Origin of the sequence: Pseudomonas sp. RIT-PI-o (assembly GCF_001297215.1) — a bacterium.
Classification (GTDB): domain Bacteria; phylum Pseudomonadota; class Gammaproteobacteria; order Pseudomonadales; family Pseudomonadaceae; genus Aquipseudomonas; species Aquipseudomonas moraviensis_A.
Genome location: NZ_LHPA01000044.1, coordinates 288423 through 304793, shown reverse-complemented (window position 1 = coordinate 304793; position 16371 = coordinate 288423). Strand labels below are relative to the sequence as shown.

The 16371-nt window shown below is 59.7% G+C and carries 16 protein-coding genes; 11 read left to right on the top strand and 5 right to left on the bottom strand.

What is annotated here, in order from left to right; translation table 11 throughout:
- Positions 1-363: 363 nt before the first annotated feature.
- Positions 364-1584, bottom strand: a complete 1221-nt coding sequence (locus AEQ63_RS25305) for a CaiB/BaiF CoA transferase family protein (RefSeq protein ID WP_064365266.1) — start codon at positions 1582-1584, stop codon at positions 364-366.
- Between the two features lie 14 nt (positions 1585-1598).
- Complete coding sequence (locus AEQ63_RS25300; protein ID WP_024015035.1) at positions 1599-2780, bottom strand: acyl-CoA dehydrogenase; 1182 nt, start codon at positions 2778-2780, stop codon at positions 1599-1601.
- A 157-nt stretch (positions 2781-2937) separates the two neighbouring features.
- Between AEQ63_RS25300 and AEQ63_RS25295 the strand changes: the two genes are divergently transcribed.
- From AEQ63_RS25295 to AEQ63_RS25250, 10 genes are all read left to right on the top strand, one after another.
- Positions 2938-3837 (top strand): LysR family transcriptional regulator, encoded by a 900-nt coding sequence (locus AEQ63_RS25295; protein ID WP_042608976.1) that lies wholly within the window; start codon positions 2938-2940, stop codon positions 3835-3837.
- 435 nt (positions 3838-4272) lie between these two features.
- A complete protein-coding gene (locus AEQ63_RS25290; protein WP_064365265.1) occupies positions 4273-5394 on the top strand; it encodes a Re/Si-specific NAD(P)(+) transhydrogenase subunit alpha in 1122 nt (373 codons plus the stop codon).
- Between the two features lie 15 nt (positions 5395-5409).
- Positions 5410-5730, top strand: a complete 321-nt coding sequence (locus AEQ63_RS25285) for an NAD(P) transhydrogenase subunit alpha (RefSeq protein WP_003187417.1) — start codon at positions 5410-5412, stop codon at positions 5728-5730.
- The gene (locus AEQ63_RS25280) at positions 5730-7163 is read left to right on the top strand and encodes an NAD(P)(+) transhydrogenase (Re/Si-specific) subunit beta (RefSeq protein WP_042608978.1); all 1434 of its coding nucleotides are present in this window, start codon (positions 5730-5732) and stop codon (positions 7161-7163) included. The genes AEQ63_RS25285 and AEQ63_RS25280 overlap by 1 nt, the downstream gene beginning before the upstream one ends.
- 214 nt (positions 7164-7377) lie before the next feature.
- Positions 7378-8871 (top strand): acetyl-CoA hydrolase/transferase family protein, encoded by a 1494-nt coding sequence (locus AEQ63_RS25275; RefSeq protein ID WP_064365264.1) that lies wholly within the window; start codon positions 7378-7380, stop codon positions 8869-8871.
- 320 nt (positions 8872-9191) lie between these two features.
- Positions 9192-9407 (top strand): DUF1127 domain-containing protein, encoded by a 216-nt coding sequence (locus AEQ63_RS25270; protein ID WP_007911656.1) that lies wholly within the window; start codon positions 9192-9194, stop codon positions 9405-9407.
- A 332-nt stretch (positions 9408-9739) separates the two neighbouring features.
- The gene (locus AEQ63_RS25265; protein WP_042608980.1) at positions 9740-10057 is read left to right on the top strand and encodes a DUF2388 domain-containing protein; all 318 of its coding nucleotides are present in this window, start codon (positions 9740-9742) and stop codon (positions 10055-10057) included.
- A gap of 108 nt (positions 10058-10165) precedes the next feature.
- A complete protein-coding gene (locus tag AEQ63_RS25260) occupies positions 10166-10483 on the top strand; it encodes a DUF2388 domain-containing protein (protein WP_064365263.1) in 318 nt (105 codons plus the stop codon).
- A 27-nt stretch (positions 10484-10510) separates the two neighbouring features.
- The gene (locus AEQ63_RS25255) at positions 10511-10831 is read left to right on the top strand and encodes a DUF2388 domain-containing protein (protein WP_039757071.1); all 321 of its coding nucleotides are present in this window, start codon (positions 10511-10513) and stop codon (positions 10829-10831) included.
- Positions 10828-12789, top strand: coding sequence for a DUF7844 domain-containing protein (locus tag AEQ63_RS25250; RefSeq protein ID WP_064365262.1), 1962 nt, complete (start codon positions 10828-10830; stop codon positions 12787-12789). The genes AEQ63_RS25255 and AEQ63_RS25250 overlap by 4 nt, the downstream gene beginning before the upstream one ends.
- A 57-nt stretch (positions 12790-12846) precedes the next feature.
- Here AEQ63_RS25250 and trpA read toward each other — a convergent pair whose 3' ends face one another.
- Positions 12847-13656, bottom strand: a complete 810-nt coding sequence (trpA, locus tag AEQ63_RS25245) for a tryptophan synthase subunit alpha (RefSeq protein ID WP_064365261.1) — start codon at positions 13654-13656, stop codon at positions 12847-12849.
- Complete coding sequence (trpB, locus tag AEQ63_RS25240; protein WP_016772302.1) at positions 13656-14888, bottom strand: tryptophan synthase subunit beta; 1233 nt, start codon at positions 14886-14888, stop codon at positions 13656-13658. Before trpB ends, trpA begins: the two co-directional genes overlap by 1 nt.
- Before the next feature lie 113 nt (positions 14889-15001).
- On the opposite strand from trpB, the gene AEQ63_RS25235 reads away from it, so the two are divergent.
- A complete protein-coding gene (locus tag AEQ63_RS25235; RefSeq protein ID WP_064365260.1) occupies positions 15002-15919 on the top strand; it encodes a LysR family transcriptional regulator in 918 nt (305 codons plus the stop codon).
- Here AEQ63_RS25235 and AEQ63_RS25230 read toward each other — a convergent pair.
- Positions 15892-16218 (bottom strand): DUF883 family protein, encoded by a 327-nt coding sequence (locus AEQ63_RS25230; protein ID WP_039757078.1) that lies wholly within the window; start codon positions 16216-16218, stop codon positions 15892-15894. The two genes, AEQ63_RS25235 and AEQ63_RS25230, sit on opposite strands and share 28 nt — an antisense overlap.
- Between the last annotated feature and the right edge of the window lie 153 nt (positions 16219-16371).

The following is a 16371-nucleotide window of genomic DNA, read 5'->3' as shown; positions in this document are numbered from 1 at the left end:
AACCACTTGCGCTTCCGATCTCTCGTTAGCGGGAGGCGAATTCTACAGCGTTAATCGCTGCTGTCAACACCTCTTTTTCTCCGCTTTCGACCGAGAAGATCGAATCGTTAAAAGAGCCAAACATCACTGCTCTTTCAACTCCTTCCAGGCTTCGATGATCTGAAGCGAGCCGCTGTCGAAAACTGCGTAACTCTTTGAATCTCAAGGAGTTTTCCGTTTCGACTGCGCCGGAAGTGGGGCGAATTATAGACCTCTGGAATCTGCCGTCAACCGTTAATTTCGCTTTTCTTTCAACAACTTGCAGATTGGCTAGAAAACAGCCAATCGAAAGAGAAATCAGTGCCCTCTATATAGAAGAAAGACTCAGAGGACTCCTTCTACCTTAAGTGCAGCCACCACACCCGCCCCCAGCCCCAACACTCGCTGAAGAACCTCCAGCGTATGTTCCCCTAATAAAGGAGGCGCATACCGATACTCGACCGGCGTCTCCGATAACCGGATCGGACTGGCTACCTGCGGCACCATGCCCGCCAGCGCATGCGGCAACTCGATAGCCAGACCGCGCGCCTTCACCTGCGGATCCCCGAACACCTGCGCCAGATCATTGATCGGCCCACAAGGCACGCCCGCCTGTTCCAGTTGAGCAACCCACTCGGCCGTCGTCTTGAAGACCGTCGCCTGGCGGATCAAGGGGATCAACACTGCGCGGTTCGCCACCCGCAGTTTATTCGTCGCGAAGCGAGGATCATCCGCCCACTGCGGTTGCCCAGCGACTTCGGCGAACTTGCGGAATTGCCCGTCATTACCCACGGTGAGGATGAAGTCGCCATCCGCCGTAGGAAAATCCTGATATGGCACGATGTTGGGATGCGCATTGCCCAGCCGCTTTGGGGCATTGCCCGTGGTCAGGTAATTCATGGCCTGATTGGCCAGACACGCAACTTGCACGTCCAGCAACGCCATATCGATGTGTTGGCCACCACCGTCGTGATCGCGATGAGCCAATGCCGCGAGGATCGCCACGGTCGAATAAAGCCCGGTGAGGATATCCGTCAGCGCCACGCCCACCTTCACCGGTCCGGCGCCTTCGTCTCCTTCGGGGCGGCCGGTCAGGCTCATCAAGCCGCCAAGGCCCTGGATCATGAAGTCATACCCTGCGCGCTTGGCGTAAGGACCGGTCTGGCCGAAGCCGGTGATGGAGCAATAGATCAGATTCGGGTTGAGTGCCTTCAGCGACTCATAGTCCAGACCATACGCCGCCAGACCGCCAACCTTGAAGTTCTCGATCAGAATGTCCGACTTCGCCGCCAGGTCGCGCACCAGCTTCTGCCCTTCAGGCCGGGTGAAGTCGATGGTGACCGATTGCTTGTTGCGGTTGGCCGACAGGTAATACGCCGCTTCCGACGTGTTCTCGCCGTAAGCGTCTTTAAGGAAGGGCGGCCCCCACGCCCGAGTGTCGTCACCATTACCGGGGCGCTCGACTTTGATGACTTCGGCGCCGAGGTCGGCGAGTATCTGCCCGGCCCACGGCCCGGCCAACACGCGCGATAAATCCAGTACTCGCAGATGCGACAGCGCGCCCATGGTCCGCCCTCCTGTTAATAGAACGCCTGCAGACCGGTTTGCGCACGCCCGAGGATCAGCGCGTGAACGTCGTGGGTACCTTCATAGGTATTCACCACTTCCAGATTGACCAGGTGACGGGCCACGCCGAATTCATCAGAAATGCCATTGCCACCAAGCATGTCGCGCGCCATCCGCGCGATATCCAGCGACTTGCCGCAGGAGTTGCGCTTCATGATCGAAGTGATTTCAACGGCGGCGGTGCCTTCGTCCTTCATCCGCCCCAGTCGCAGGCAGCCTTGCAGCGCCAAAGTGATCTCGGTCTGCATGTCAGCGAGTTTCTTCTGCACCAGTTGCGTCGCGGCCAATGGGCGGCCGAATTGCTGACGGTCCAGAGTGTATTGGCGCGCGGTGTGCCAGCAAAACTCGGCGGCGCCCAGCGCGCCCCAGGAAATGCCGTAGCGTGCGGAGTTGAGGCAAGTGAATGGACCTTTCAGACCACGGACGTCCGGGAAGATGTTTTCTTCCGGCACGAACACGTTGTCCATGACGATCTCGCCGGTGATGGAAGCGCGCAGGCCGACCTTGCCGTGAATCGCCGGAGCGCTCAGGCCTTTCCAGCCTTTCTCCAGAACGAAGCCACGAATGTCGCCGGCGTCGTCCTTGGCCCACACCACGAATACGTCGGCGATCGGGCTGTTGGTAATCCACATTTTCGCGCCGGTCAGGCTGTAGCCACCATCGACCTTGCGCGCCCGGCTAATCATCGCGCCCGGATCGGAACCGTGGTTCGGCTCGGTCAGGCCAAAGCAACCGATCCATTCGCCGGAAGCCAGTTTCGGCAGGTACTTCTGTTTCTGTGCTTCGGTACCGAATTCGTTGATCGGCACCATCACCAGTGAGGACTGCACACTCATCATCGAGCGATAGCCGGAGTCGACGCGCTCGACCTCACGGGCAATCAGGCCGTAGCTGACATAGTTCAGACCGCTGCCGCCGTATTGCTCCGGAATGGTCGCGCCGAGCAGGCCCACTTCACCCATCTCCCGAAAGATTGCCGGGTCAGTCTTCTCATGACGGAAAGCTTCGAGTACACGCGGCGCCAGGCTCTGCTGAGCGAACTGCGCAGCGGTGTCGCGGATCATCCGCTCCTCTTCGGTGAGCTGTTGATCCAGCAGCAGGGGATCGATCCAGTTGAAGCTAGCTTTACCGCCCATGAGTGTGCCCTCGCAATCGGGTGAATTAACGTGGCATTGATCCTAGGCGCGGTTCGCCATCGCGGCAAACGAGGATTTTGCATTCTGTTGTGCTAATTTCTCACTCCGAACCGTCGCGAAATGCCATTTATGCGGCGTATTAGTGAGGTTGACGTACATGCGCAGGAAGATACCCAGCACCACTGCCCTGATCAGTTTTGAAGCCGCCGCGCGCCACGAAAGCTTTACACGCGCAGCGGAAGAGCTTTCCCTCACCCAAGGCGCCATTTGCCGACAGATCGCCAGCCTTGAAGACTTCCTCAGCGTGGAACTGTTCCGACGCTCGCGACGTGGAGTGAAACTGACCGAGGCGGGCCTTTCCTACAGCCGCCGGGTGGCGACTCAGCTCGACGCAGTGGAGCGCGACACGCTCTCGGTGATGGGCCAGCAAGGCACCAACGTCATCGAGCTCGCCGTCGTCCCGACCTTCGGCACGCAATGGCTGCTGCCTCGCCTCAAGGATTTCCAGCTCAAGCACCCGGAAGTGACCGTCAACCTGACCAACCGCACCCGGCCGTTCCTGTTTGCCGACACCGAATTCGATGCCGCGATCTACTTCGGTGATGCCGACTGGTCGGGTACTGAATCCCACAGATTGATGGGCGAGAATCCGATGCCGGTGTGCAGCCCCGCCCTGCTCGGCAATCGCAAGCAGATGACAGCTGCAGCCATCGCTGAACTACCGCTGCTGCAGCAAACCACCCGACCTTACGCCTGGCGCCAGTGGTTCAACTCGCAGCAGTTGAATATCCCTCGCGACATGACAGGCCCCCGCTACGAGCTATTCTCCATGCTTGCCCAGGCAGCCATGCACGACATGGGCGTCGCGCTGATTCCGCCGTTTCTGATCCAGCGCGAGCTGGCCGAGAAACGTTTGGTGGTTGCCAACCCTCAAGCGCTCCCCAGCATCAAGGCGTATTACCTGATGATTCCGGAGAGAAAGGTCGAATCAGCATCGCTAAAGGCATTTCGCGACTGGCTGGTAAACCAGGCGCGAAGCTACAGCCTAGAAGAATAAAGGCTCTCGGCAATACCTAACCCCGTAGTCAGATAATTGAAAGCCCTACAGATATAACTATTTGTCGCGTTTTCGCAGACTGTATCCGAAAGTCGTACAGACGTCCCACAAGCTGCCAACGGCGTGGCTTTGAGCCTCTACGGGCGACTCATTACTGCCTATTCACGCCACCGATGCGAATTTTTTTCAAATTCAGCCAGAATCCTTGCAAGGCACGGCCTGCAAGGGGTTCAACTGGCCATCTGCGACATTCGGTCACGGCATGACTTGTAGTTAATTTTCCGTCACCCGTCATAATCCCTTGAAGGGCATAAAGTTCGCCTGCAAAATGCCGCGCCCCCGCCCTGATTCGGCGGGATCGTGCTGATCGGCCGCCCCATTCGCACCATCCGTAGTGCATGGGTTTACTCAATAAGATCACGCAGGAGATTTGACGTGCACATTGGTGTTCCTCTCGAAACCCAGACCGGTGAAACACGGGTTGCTGCAACCCCGGAAACCATAAAGAAGCTGATCAGCCAAGGCCATAAGGTCACTGTGCAAAGCGGCGCCGGCATCAAAGCCAGTGTCGTCGACAGTGCATATGAAGCGGCCGGCGCAAGCATTGGCAGCGCCAATGACGCGTTTGGCGCCGAGCTGATTCTCAAAGTGGTCGCGCCAAGCGATGCAGAACTGCCGCTGATCAAGCGCGGTACGGTGCTGGTGGGCATGCTCAATCCGTTCAACAACGAGACCATCGCAAAAATGGCCGAGTGCGGCATTACCGCGTTCGCCCTCGAAGCCGCGCCGCGTACCTCGCGGGCGCAGAGTCTCGATGTGTTGTCGTCGCAGGCAAACATTGCCGGCTACAAAGCGGTATTGCTGGCCGCGCACTACTACCCACGCTTCATGCCAATGCTGATGACCGCTGCGGGTACGGTGAAAGCGGCGCGCGTGCTGATTCTCGGCGCGGGCGTGGCCGGATTGCAGGCGATTGCCACGGCCAAACGCCTCGGTGCTGTCATCGAAGCGTCCGATGTACGCCCAGCGGTGAAGGAACAGATCGAATCCCTCGGCGCCAAGTTCGTAGACGTGCCTTACGAGACCGATGAAGAACGCGAATGCGCCGTCGGTGTCGGCGGTTACGCACGGCCGATGCCGGCAAGCTGGATGCAGCGTCAGGCCCAGGCCGTGCACGAGCGCGCCAGGCAGGCCGATATCGTCATCACCACCGCACTGATTCCGGGCCGCAAGGCGCCGACGCTGCTCAGCGCCGAGACCGTGGCGCAGATGAAACCGGGTTCGGTGGTCATCGACCTTGCCGCCGCTCAGGGTGGCAACTGCCCGCTGACCGTGGCCGATCAGGTCGTTGTGGAAAACGGTGTAACCATCGTCGGTCCGACCAACCTCGCCGGTGAAGTCGCTGCAGATGCTTCGGCGCTGTACGCACGCAACCTGCTGGACTTCCTCAAGCTGGTGTTCACCAAAGAAGGCCAGTTCGACGTCAACCTCGAAGACGACATCGTCGCCGCGTGCCTGATGTGCCGCGACGGCCAAGTCATCCGCAAAAACGCCTAAGCAGGGATTCAGACGATGGAAGAGCTTATCTCCCCCGGTATCTACAACCTGATCATCTTCGTGCTGGCAATTTATGTCGGTTACCACGTGGTCTGGAACGTGACGCCTGCGCTGCACACACCGTTGATGGCGGTGACCAACGCGATTTCGGCGATCGTGATCGTCGGCGCCATGCTCGCCGCCGCACTGACCGTCACGCCGCTGGGCAAAACCATGGGCACGCTGGCCGTGGCACTGGCGGCGGTCAATGTGTTCGGTGGCTTTCTGGTCACCCGCCGCATGCTTGAGATGTTCAAGAAGAAAGCCCCGAAAGTAAAAGAAGAGGCGCCGAAGTAATGAGCATGAATCTCGTCACGACGCTCTACCTGATCGCGTCGATCTGCTTTATCCAGGCCCTCAAAGGCCTGTCGCACCCGACCACCTCGCGACGCGGCAACCTGTTCGGCATGCTCGGCATGGCGTTGGCCATCCTGACCACCGTCGGCCTCATCTATAAGCTCGGCGCCGAACTGGCTACGGCCGGTATCGGTTACGTCATCGTCGGCTTGCTGGTAGGTGGCACTGCCGGGTCGATCATGGCCAAGCGTGTTGAAATGACCAAGATGCCGGAACTGGTGGCGTTCATGCACAGCATGATCGGTCTTGCGGCGGTGTTCATTGCCATTGCGGCGGTGGTTGAGCCGCAGTCGTTGGGTATTGTTAAACAGCTGGGCGATGCGATCCCGGCGGGCAACCGTCTGGAGCTGTTCCTCGGCGCTGCGATCGGCGCGATCACCTTCTCCGGTTCGGTGATTGCCTTCGGCAAGCTGTCGGGCAAATACAAGTTCCGCCTGTTCCAGGGCGCACCGGTACAGTTCTCCGGTCAGCACAAGCTCAATGCGGTGCTGGGTCTGGCGACGCTGGTTCTCGGTCTGACCTTCATGCTCACCGGCAGCCTCACTGCCTTCGCACTGATGCTGGCACTCGCATTCGTGATGGGCGTGCTGATCATCATCCCGATCGGCGGCGCCGACATGCCGGTGGTGGTGTCGATGCTCAACAGCTATTCCGGCTGGGCGGCGGCGGGGATCGGTTTCTCGCTGAACAACTCGATGCTGATCATTGCCGGCTCCCTGGTGGGTTCGAGCGGTGCGATCCTCTCGTACATCATGTGCAAGGCGATGAACCGTTCCTTCTTCAATGTACTGCTCGGCGGCTTCGGCAATACGGCAGATGCTGGTCCTGCCGGCGCGAAGGAAGCCCGCCCGGTGAAATCCGGTTCGGCTGATGACGCAACCTTCCTGCTGACCAATGCCGACACCGTGATCATCGTGCCGGGTTACGGTCTGGCGGTAGCGCGTGCTCAACATGCGCTGAAGGAACTGACCGAGAAGCTGACCCACCGTGGCGTGACGGTCAAGTACGCAATCCACCCGGTAGCGGGTCGGATGCCGGGACACATGAACGTCCTGCTCGCCGAGGCCGAAGTGCCTTACGACCAGGTGTTCGAGATGGAAGACATCAACTCTGAGTTCGGCCAGGCCGACGTGGTGCTGGTGCTCGGTGCGAACGATGTGGTCAACCCGGCCGCGAAGAACGATCCGAAGTCGCCGATTGCCGGGATGCCGATTCTCGAAGCGTTCAAAGCCAAGACCATCATCGTCAACAAGCGCTCGATGGCCAGCGGCTATGCCGGCCTGGACAACGAGCTGTTCTATCTGGACAAGACCATGATGGTCTTCGGCGACGCGAAGAAAGTCATCGAAGACATGGTCAAAGCAGTCGAATAACCCGCCGCTGCTATAACGAACGCCCCGACTCGTCGGGGCGTTTTTGTTTGCGTCAGATGACGGACAATTTGCCGCGTTGTTGCAGATCCGGTAACGGTGTTTTACTTGAAACCCGCGAAATAGAGGCCTCGTTTGCGACCTTGGTAGCGGGACAGGCGCCGGCCAAATTCACTAGACTGCGCATCCTGCTACTCGTTGCCCGAGATAATAATCCATGTACCGTGACCGTATTCGCCTGCCTTCGTTGTTGGACAAAGTGATGAGCGCTGCCGACGCCGCTGCTCTGATTGAGGACGGCATGACCGTCGGCATGAGCGGTTTCACCCGCGCCGGCGAAGCCAAGGCCGTGCCCCACGCACTGGCCGAGCGCGCCAAGGTCACGCCCCTGAAAATCAGCCTGATGACCGGCGCCAGCCTCGGCAACGACCTCGACAAGCAATTGACCGAGGCCGGCGTGCTGTCGCGGCGCATGCCGTTTCAGGTTGACAGCACATTGCGCAAGGCAATCAACGCCGGCGAAGTGATGTTCATCGATCAGCATCTTTCCGAAACCGTGGAGCAGTTGCGCAATCAGCAATTGAAGCTGCCGGACATCGCCGTCATCGAAGCAGTCGCCATCACCGAGCAAGGCCATATCGTGCCGACCACTTCGGTGGGCAACTCGGCGAGCTTTGCGATTTTCGCCAAACAGGTAATCGTCGAGATCAACCTGGCGCACAACGCCAACCTCGAGGGCCTGCACGACATCTATATACCGACGTACCGCCCGACGCGGACGCCAATCCCGCTGGTGAAAGTGGATGATCGTATCGGCAGCACGGCGATTCCGATTCCGCCAGAGAAGATCGTTGCGATTGTCATCACTCAGCAGTCGGACTCGCCGTCCACGGTGTCGGTACCGGACGTCGACACCAATGCCATCGCTGAACATCTGATCACGTTCTTCAAGCAGGAAGTGGCTGCCGGGCGCATGACCAACAAGCTCGGCCCGTTGCAGGCCGGGATCGGCAATATCGCCAACGCGGTGATGTGTGGCTTGATCGACTCGCCGTTCGAAGACCTGACCATGTACTCCGAAGTGTTGCAGGATTCGACCTTCGACCTGATCGATGCCGGCAAGCTGAGCTTTGCTTCGGGCAGCTCGATCACCCTGTCCGAGCGGCGCAACAGCGATGTATTCGGCAACCTGGAGAAGTACAAGGACAAACTGATCCTGCGGCCTCAGGAGATCTCCAATCACCCGGAAGTGGTGCGGCGCCTGGGCATCATCGGCATCAACACCGCCCTGGAGTTCGATATCTATGGCAACGTCAACTCCACTCATGTCTGCGGCACGCGGATGATGAATGGCATCGGCGGCTCCGGCGACTTCGCGCGCAACGCGCATCTGGCAGTGTTCGTGACCAAGTCGATTGCCAAAGGTGGCGCGATTTCCAGCGTGGTGCCGATGGTCAGCCACGTTGACCATACCGAGCACGATGTCGACATTCTGGTGACCGAAGTGGGGTTGGCCGACCTGCGCGGCCTGGCGCCACGGGAGCGCGCGCGGGTGATCATCGACAACTGTGTACATCCTGACTTTCGTCAGGCACTGAATGATTACTTCAACGCGGCTTGCGCGGTGGGCGGTCATACCCCGCATATTCTGCGCGAAGCCCTGAGCTGGCATATGAACCTGGAAGAAACCGGGCGCATGCTTGCGGGGTAACTCATACAGATAGCCACTGGCGCAAATACAATTTGCATCGGTGGCTATCGGCAAGACGCCTGCCTGCCAAAAACTGTACTGCTGTACCGGTCTTTTCCTACAGTAATTCCTTACTGATCTCTCAAAGATGTACGGAAACGCACCAATCAAGTGCAGACAAGTACAGTTTGCCCAATTTCGACCCATACACCCCGCATAAACAGTTAACTGGTCACTCACAATACAGTTGAACTGTATCTACAGAGACTAGGCAAACGAGAGGATCATGGGCACCAGTCAAACCACTACCTGATCCCGCCACAAGCGGAAGGATGTCAACCATGGAACGTACACTCAGTTCCGAACTGTTCTTCGAAGACAAAGCCGTAAACACCCAGGCTTCCCTGCCTCTGCGCGTTATCGCCAACCTGATGCTGTGGCAGCGCCGCATCTCCAGCCGCCATCAACTGGCCCGTCTGGATTCGCGTCTGCTGGCCGACGCCGGTATCAGCGAAGCTCAACGCTACGAAGAGCTGAGCAAGCCGTTCTGGCGCTAAGCAGCGTCGCTGGCTCTGGTCGTCAGATCCACCGCCAGCAACCCGAATTGCACAAACAGAACCCGTCGTGGGAAACCACGGCGGGTTTTGTCGTTTCAGGACGCAGAGGATGACTCCAACATGTACCTGAACCGATAAAGGTACAGTTTCAATATTTATATGAATGCACAGGTACAGTTCACGGACCGGCTTGAGTAAGTGTGGCCACCACTGGGCGAACCGAGTTTGGCAGCCTAATATCCAGGCAGAACGTGGCGAACGCTGCGCGACAGGCGTCTGACTCCTCAGATACCGAGCCACCTCTCACTACGGTTTATCCAAGGAGTTACATCATGACCCGTCTTCGTCTGCTCAGTGCCGCCGCCCTGCTGGCCGTGGCTGCCAACGCCAGCGCTACCAGCTTCATCGTGACCACCGACTCGATCGTTGGCGCGCTGAAAGCTTCTTCCGACGCCACTTCCGATGTGACCTCCTCGTTCCGTGACGACAAGATCGTGCTTGCCGCTCGTGACGACGCCGCCAGCTTCGTGGCCAGCGAAGGCGATATCCGTGGTGTGAAACTGGAAAGCGCGCTTGATCACATTCGCCATCAGGCGCCACAACTCAATGCCACCGACGCCCAATTGGCTCAAGCCATTCTGACCCTCTGATCGCTTGCCGCATTGCGGGACACGGCAGCCGTGTCCCGATGTTTCAATGCTGGCTCTGGCCCGGGCATTTGCGCTAGCCTTCAGGCTCGTTAACAGTTGTCGAGTCCCATGCGCTTTCTTCCAAATCTGCTCATCTCTTCTACGTTATTCACCGCCTGCTGGGCGATGTCTGCCAACGCCTTCGATGCTTTCAATGCTTCGACCCAAGGCACGGTTGTCAGCGGTTACGCTACCAGCATGGTGTCTTCTGCGCCGTTCGACCGTAAACTGCTGCTCGCCGCCCATGACGACGCGGCCGCCTTCGTTGCCAGTGACGGTGAATGGCGCGGGGCACGGCTGGAATCAGCGCTGCATTACCTGCGCAAAACCCGGCCAAAACTTCATGCCAGCGACCTTGAACTGGCAGAGGCAATTCTCGTCCAATAGTTATCCTTTTCCTTCCGGAGTCGTTCCATGCGTAGCCCGCTGATTGCTGCCGCCCTTGGCCTGTTTGTGTTGGCCGATGTGGCCCAGGCGCACACCCTGGTAGCCACCAGTAACATCATCGTTCGTGCCTCCCAGCGCACCATCGATTTCACCTCCGATACCACCACGTCGATTCGCGATTCGAAAATCATCCGCGAAGCCCATGACGACGCTGCCAGTTTCGTCGCCAGCAACGGCGACATCCGTGGCGCGCATCTCGAAGCCGCCCTCAACACCTTGCGCACACGCGTGCCGGAAGCGCGCGACGCCAGCGATCAGGTACTCGCCGAAGCCATCCTCGCACTGTGAGGTCCGTTGGCGCCTGGCTGCTGGCCGGGGCGTTGTTGCTGCTTGGCAACAGCGCCCACGCCGCCCTGCAATTGCGGCTCAAGACCGAGGGTCTGAGCCCGGCTCAAGTACAGGCCAGTCAGGCGCTGATCGATGAGGCCATGCACAAGCTGCCGCCGAGTTTCATTGAGCGGCTGGATCGGCGCATCGATGTCGGCTGGACCGATGACATGCCTGCCAACGCTTACGGACAGGCAACGCTGGTCGCCGAACTCGATCTGAATCGCAGGCTGCTCGCCGGGCTCACCGATGGCAGCGCAGCGAAAGCGAAAACCAATCGCCCCCATGGCACTGTGCGTCAGGAACTGCTGGCCACGGTGCTGCACGAAATCACTCATATCTACGACCGCGCGCGGTTATGGCCAAGTGCCGAACGCACGGTGATCCAGCGCTGCACCCGACGCTTCAACAGCGCCGGGCTGATCGGCATTCCCGATGAGTGTCGCGGGCAGAATGGCCGACGCTTCACCATCAGCGACGATCCGCGTCTGCTCGATCTGGCCGGTTGGCAGCAGTACGTCGGCCGCCGTGGCGAGCGTGAACAACACAACCGCCAGATCGCGCGCAGCCCGGACCTTTACGAAATTTCCAGCCCCAAGGAATTCGTCGCGGTCAACATGGAGTATTTCCTCCTCGACCCGAGCTACGCTTGCCGCCGCCCGGCGCTGTATCGCTACTACAAGGAACATTTCGGCTGGGCGCCGCCGGCGCAGGACAGCTGCAGCAAGAGCTTCGCCTTTCTCAATGCCGGCAATGACTTCGCCAAGCAGCCTCTGGGGCAAGTCGATCCGGAACGGGTCTACGCTGTCGATTACCTGCTGGCCGAGGCCAACCAGAACTGGGTCAGCCGCTGGGGCCACAGCATGCTGCGCCTGGTGATCTGCGCCCCCGGCCGCCCGCGCGGTCCGGATTGCCGCCTCGACCTCGATCAGCACCTGGTTTTGTCCTATCGTGCCTTCGTTGGCGACGTGCAGCTGTCGAGCTGGGACGGACTGGTCGGCAAATACCCGTCGCGGCTGTTCGTGCTGCCGCTGGCGCAAGTGATCGACGAGTACACCAAGACCGAGCTGCGCAGCCTCGCTTCGGTGCCGCTGAACCTGTCTCGCGAGGAAATCGAAGGCGTCGTCGAACATGCCGCAGAAATGCACTGGAGCTACGACGGCAACTATTTCTTCCTGTCCAATAACTGCGCGGTGGAAGGCTTGAAACTGTTGCGCAGCGGCAGCAATAACAGCCAACTGGTCGGCCTCGACAGCATCATGCCCAACGGTTTGCTGGAAATGCTCAAGGGCCGTGGCCTGGCCGACACCAGTGTGCTCGACGATCCGAAAGAAGCCCTGCGTCTGGGTTATCGCTTCGACTCGTTCCGCGATCGCTATCAAGCGATGTTCGATGTGCTGAAAAAGCAACTGCCGATCAAGCAGACCACTGTCGAAGAATGGTTGTCTCTGACCGCTGAACAGCGCCGCGAATGGTTCGACCGCGCCGACTTGCGCACCAGTGCCGCGCTGTTGCTACTCGAGCAAGCCAGTTTCCGCCGGCAGTTGTTGCTGGCCCAAGACGAAGTCAAACAACGCTACCTCGGCGCCCGCGAGCTGGAAAACGGCGGCATGGACAAAGCCAATGCGACCTTGCAGGAGATCCTCGCCAACAGTGGCTTCCTCAGCCGCCCGGCGGAACTGCTCGATTCCAAAGGTTACGGTCTGCCGCAGCCAGACGAGTTCAGCCGACTGGAGGCAGAAAGCAGTCAACGGCAGAAGAAGCTGCTGGCGCTGTCCGGCGACCTCGATACTGAAGTGCGCAAACTGCTCGAACCCAAGCGCGCCGCCGAGATTGCCGCCAGCGAGGCCAATGTGAAGCAGATTGGCGAGCATCTGCGCAAACTGCACAAGGCCTCGGGCGGACTGCAATTGCCCTGACCACAAAAAAGGCTTCAGAACGCCTGTTCTGAAGCCTTTTTTGTTTTCCCTGCGGTCTTAGGCGCGAGCCTTGCGCACGCCTTGGGACAGCGCTGAACACAGACTCAACACGCCATCGATCGCCTGCTCAGGCGTATCGGCGCTGGCGATGTGATCGATCAATGCCGACCCCACCACCACACCGTCGGCAAGACGCGCGATGGCAGCAGCCTGCTCCGGCGTACGGATACCGAAACCGATGCTGATCGGCAGGTCGGTGTGCCGACGCAGACGCGCAACTGCTTCTTCCACATGTTCCAGGGTCGCCGCACCGGCGCCAGTGACCCCCGCCACCGACACGTAGTAAACAAAACCGGAGCTGCCGTTGAGCACGCGGGGCAAACGCGCGTCGTCGGTGGTCGGTGTGGTCAGGCGAATGAAATCCAGCCCGGCAGCCTGCGCCGGATCGCACAGCTCTTCATTGTGCTCTGGCGGCATGTCGACCACGATCAGGCCATCAACGCCCGCCTCTTTTGCTTCGGCGATGAAGCGTTCGACGCCGAATTTATGGATCGGGTTGAAATAGCCCATCAGCACCAGCGGCGTGTCGCTGTTGCCTTGACGGAACTCGCGGACCATTTGCAGGGTTTTCGCCAGATTCTGTTTGGCCGCCAGCGCACGGATGTTGGCCAACTGGATCGCCGGACCATCGGCCATCGGATCGGTGAACGGCATGCCCAGTTCGATCACATCGGCACCCGCCGCCGGCAAGCCTTTGAGGATCGCCAGCGAAGTGTCGTAGTCAGGATCACCGGCGGTGACAAAGGTCACCAGCGCGGCGCGGTTCTGTTGCTTGAGGTCGGCAAAACGGCTTTGCAGGCGGCTCATCAGTGTTTCTCCTGCTGCGACTGTTGCATATGGTGCATCACGGTTTGCATGTCCTTGTCGCCACGGCCCGAAAGGTTGACCACCATCAGGTGATCCTTCGGCAACTTCGGTGCACGTTTGAACACTTCGGCGAGGGCGTGGGCGCTTTCCAGCGCAGGAATGATCCCTTCCAGGCGGCAGCATTTGTGGAACGCTTCCAGCGCTTCGTCGTCGGTCACCGAGGTGTACTGAACGCGACCGATGTCGTGCAACCACGCGTGTTCAGGGCCAATGCCGGGATAGTCGAGGCCGGCAGAAATCGAGTGGGCGTCGATGATCTGGCCGTCATCGTCCTGCAGCAGGAAGGTGCGGTTACCGTGAAGAACGCCCGGCACACCGCCGTTGAGGCTGGCCGCGTGCTTGCCGGTTTCGATGCCGTAACCGGCGGCTTCGACGCCGATGATTTCAACGCTCTTGTCGTCGAGGAACGGGTGGAACAGGCCCATGGCGTTGGAGCCGCCACCGATGCACGCCACCAGACTGTCCGGCAGACGACCTTCCTGAGCTTGCAACTGATCGCGGGTTTCCTTGCCGATGACGGCCTGGAAATCGCGGACCATTGCTGGATAAGGGTGTGGGCCGGCCACAGTGCCGATCAGGTAGAAGGTATTGTCGACGTTGGTCACCCAGTCGCGCAGGGCTTCGTTCATTGCGTCTTTGAGGGTGCCGGTGCCAGCGACAACCGGGATCACTTCAGCGCCGAGCAGCTTCATGCGGAAGACGTTGGCCTGCTGACGTTCGATGTCAGTGGTGCCCATGTAGATCACGCAGTCCAGGCCGAAACGCGCAGCGACAGTGGCCGTGGCCACGCCGTGCATGCCGGCGCCGGTCTCGGCGATGATGCGCTTCTTGCCCATGCGCCGCGCCAGCAGGATCTGGCCGATGCAGTTGTTGATCTTGTGCGCGCCGGTGTGGTTCAGCTCTTCACGCTTGAGATAGATCTTCGCGCCGCCGCAGAATTCGGTCAGGCGTTCGGCGAAATACAACGGGCTCGGACGTCCGACGTAGTCCCGCTGGAAGTAGGCCAATTCTTCTTTGAAGGCCGGATCTTCCTTGGCCGCTTCGTATTCGCGGGCCAGGTCGAGGATCAACGGCATCAGGGTTTCCGCTACATAACGGCCACCGAACGCACCGAACAGGCCGTTGGCATCAGGGCCGTTACGCAGATCAGAGGTGTTCGAAGTCTGGGTCATGGGTCGCTCCAGGTGAATTCGGTCAGAAGACAATGACGCCCACTCTACCCCTGACTTCCCACGCTGAAAACCGATAAGATCGCCACAACCTGTCAGGAAAACTCACAGATATCATGAGCCACGACCTTCCCCCGCTGAATGCCTTGCGCGCCTTCGAAGCCACCGCCCGATTGAACAGTGTCAGTCAGGCTGCCGAGCAGTTGCACGTCACCCACGGCGCGGTCAGCCGTCAGCTGAAGGTGCTTGAAGAGCATCTCGGGGTGAGCCTATTCGTCAAGGAAGGGCGCGGCTTGAAACTCACAGATGCCGGCGTGCGCCTGCGTGATGGCAGTGCTGAGGCGTTCGATCGGTTGCGCAGTGTCTGTGCGGAGCTGACGCAAAGTACTGCTGATGCGCCGTTCGTGCTCGGGTGTTCGGGGAGTCTGCTGGCGCGCTGGTTCATTCCGCGTCTGGGGCGGCTGAATGCCGATCTGCCGGATTTGCGTTTGCACCTGTCTGCCGGTGAAGGCGATCTCGATCCCCGACGCCCGGGACTGGATGCGCTGTTGCTGTTCGCCGAACCACCGTGGCCCACCGATATGCAGGTCTACGAACTGGCGGCGGAACGCATCGGCCCGGTGATGAGCCCGTTGTTCAGCGGCTATCGAAAGCTGCAAGCCGCTCCAGCCGCAGAACTGCTTGATGAGCCCTTGCTGCACACCACCTCTCGGCCGCAGGCCTGGCCGAGCTGGGCGCAGCAGAACGACCTCGACGCCAAGGCGTTGAAGCTCGGGCAAGGATTCGAGCATTTGTATTATTTGCTGGAGGCAGCGGTTGCCGGTCTTGGCGTGGCGATCGCGCCGGAGCCACTGGTAACCGAAGATCTGAAGGCGGGTCGCCTGGTTGCGCCGTGGGGCTTTTGTGAAACCCCGGCGCAACTGGCGTTGTGGCTACCCAAGCGCGCCGCGGACGGGCGCGCCCGGCAACTGGCGCAGTGGCTCAAAAATGAGCTGCGCCAAACCGATCACTCGCCGCGCTTGAACAAAAAGTAGGCAGCAAGCAGGCCGATTGCACCGACAGCCACGCCGGCTGTGGTCCATGGGTGTTCCTGCGCGTAGTCACGAGTGGCAATGCCGGTCTCGCGGGTTTTCACTTTGACTTCTTCGTACGCGTCGCTGAGCAGATGACGGGAATGTTTCAGTGCACTTTCGGCATTGCTTTTCAGCGCCTTGAGGGTCTTGCGCGACTCGTCCGAAGCATCGTCTTTCAAGCTTTCCAACGATTTGAGCAGACTCTCGATCTCGGCTTCCATGCTTTGCAACGAGGCTTTACGTAAAGAGGTGTTGGCCATGGTGGCTCTCCTGCATTGGTGATGAGTGGCGTGTGTTGGTTGGGACTTCAGCACTTCGAGAAAGTGCAGAAATTCTGAACTTCGGCAGCGCAGCGGCGCCGAAATCAACAGTGCAATTGCCTGCCAGGTTCAATTTCACACGCCATTCCAACC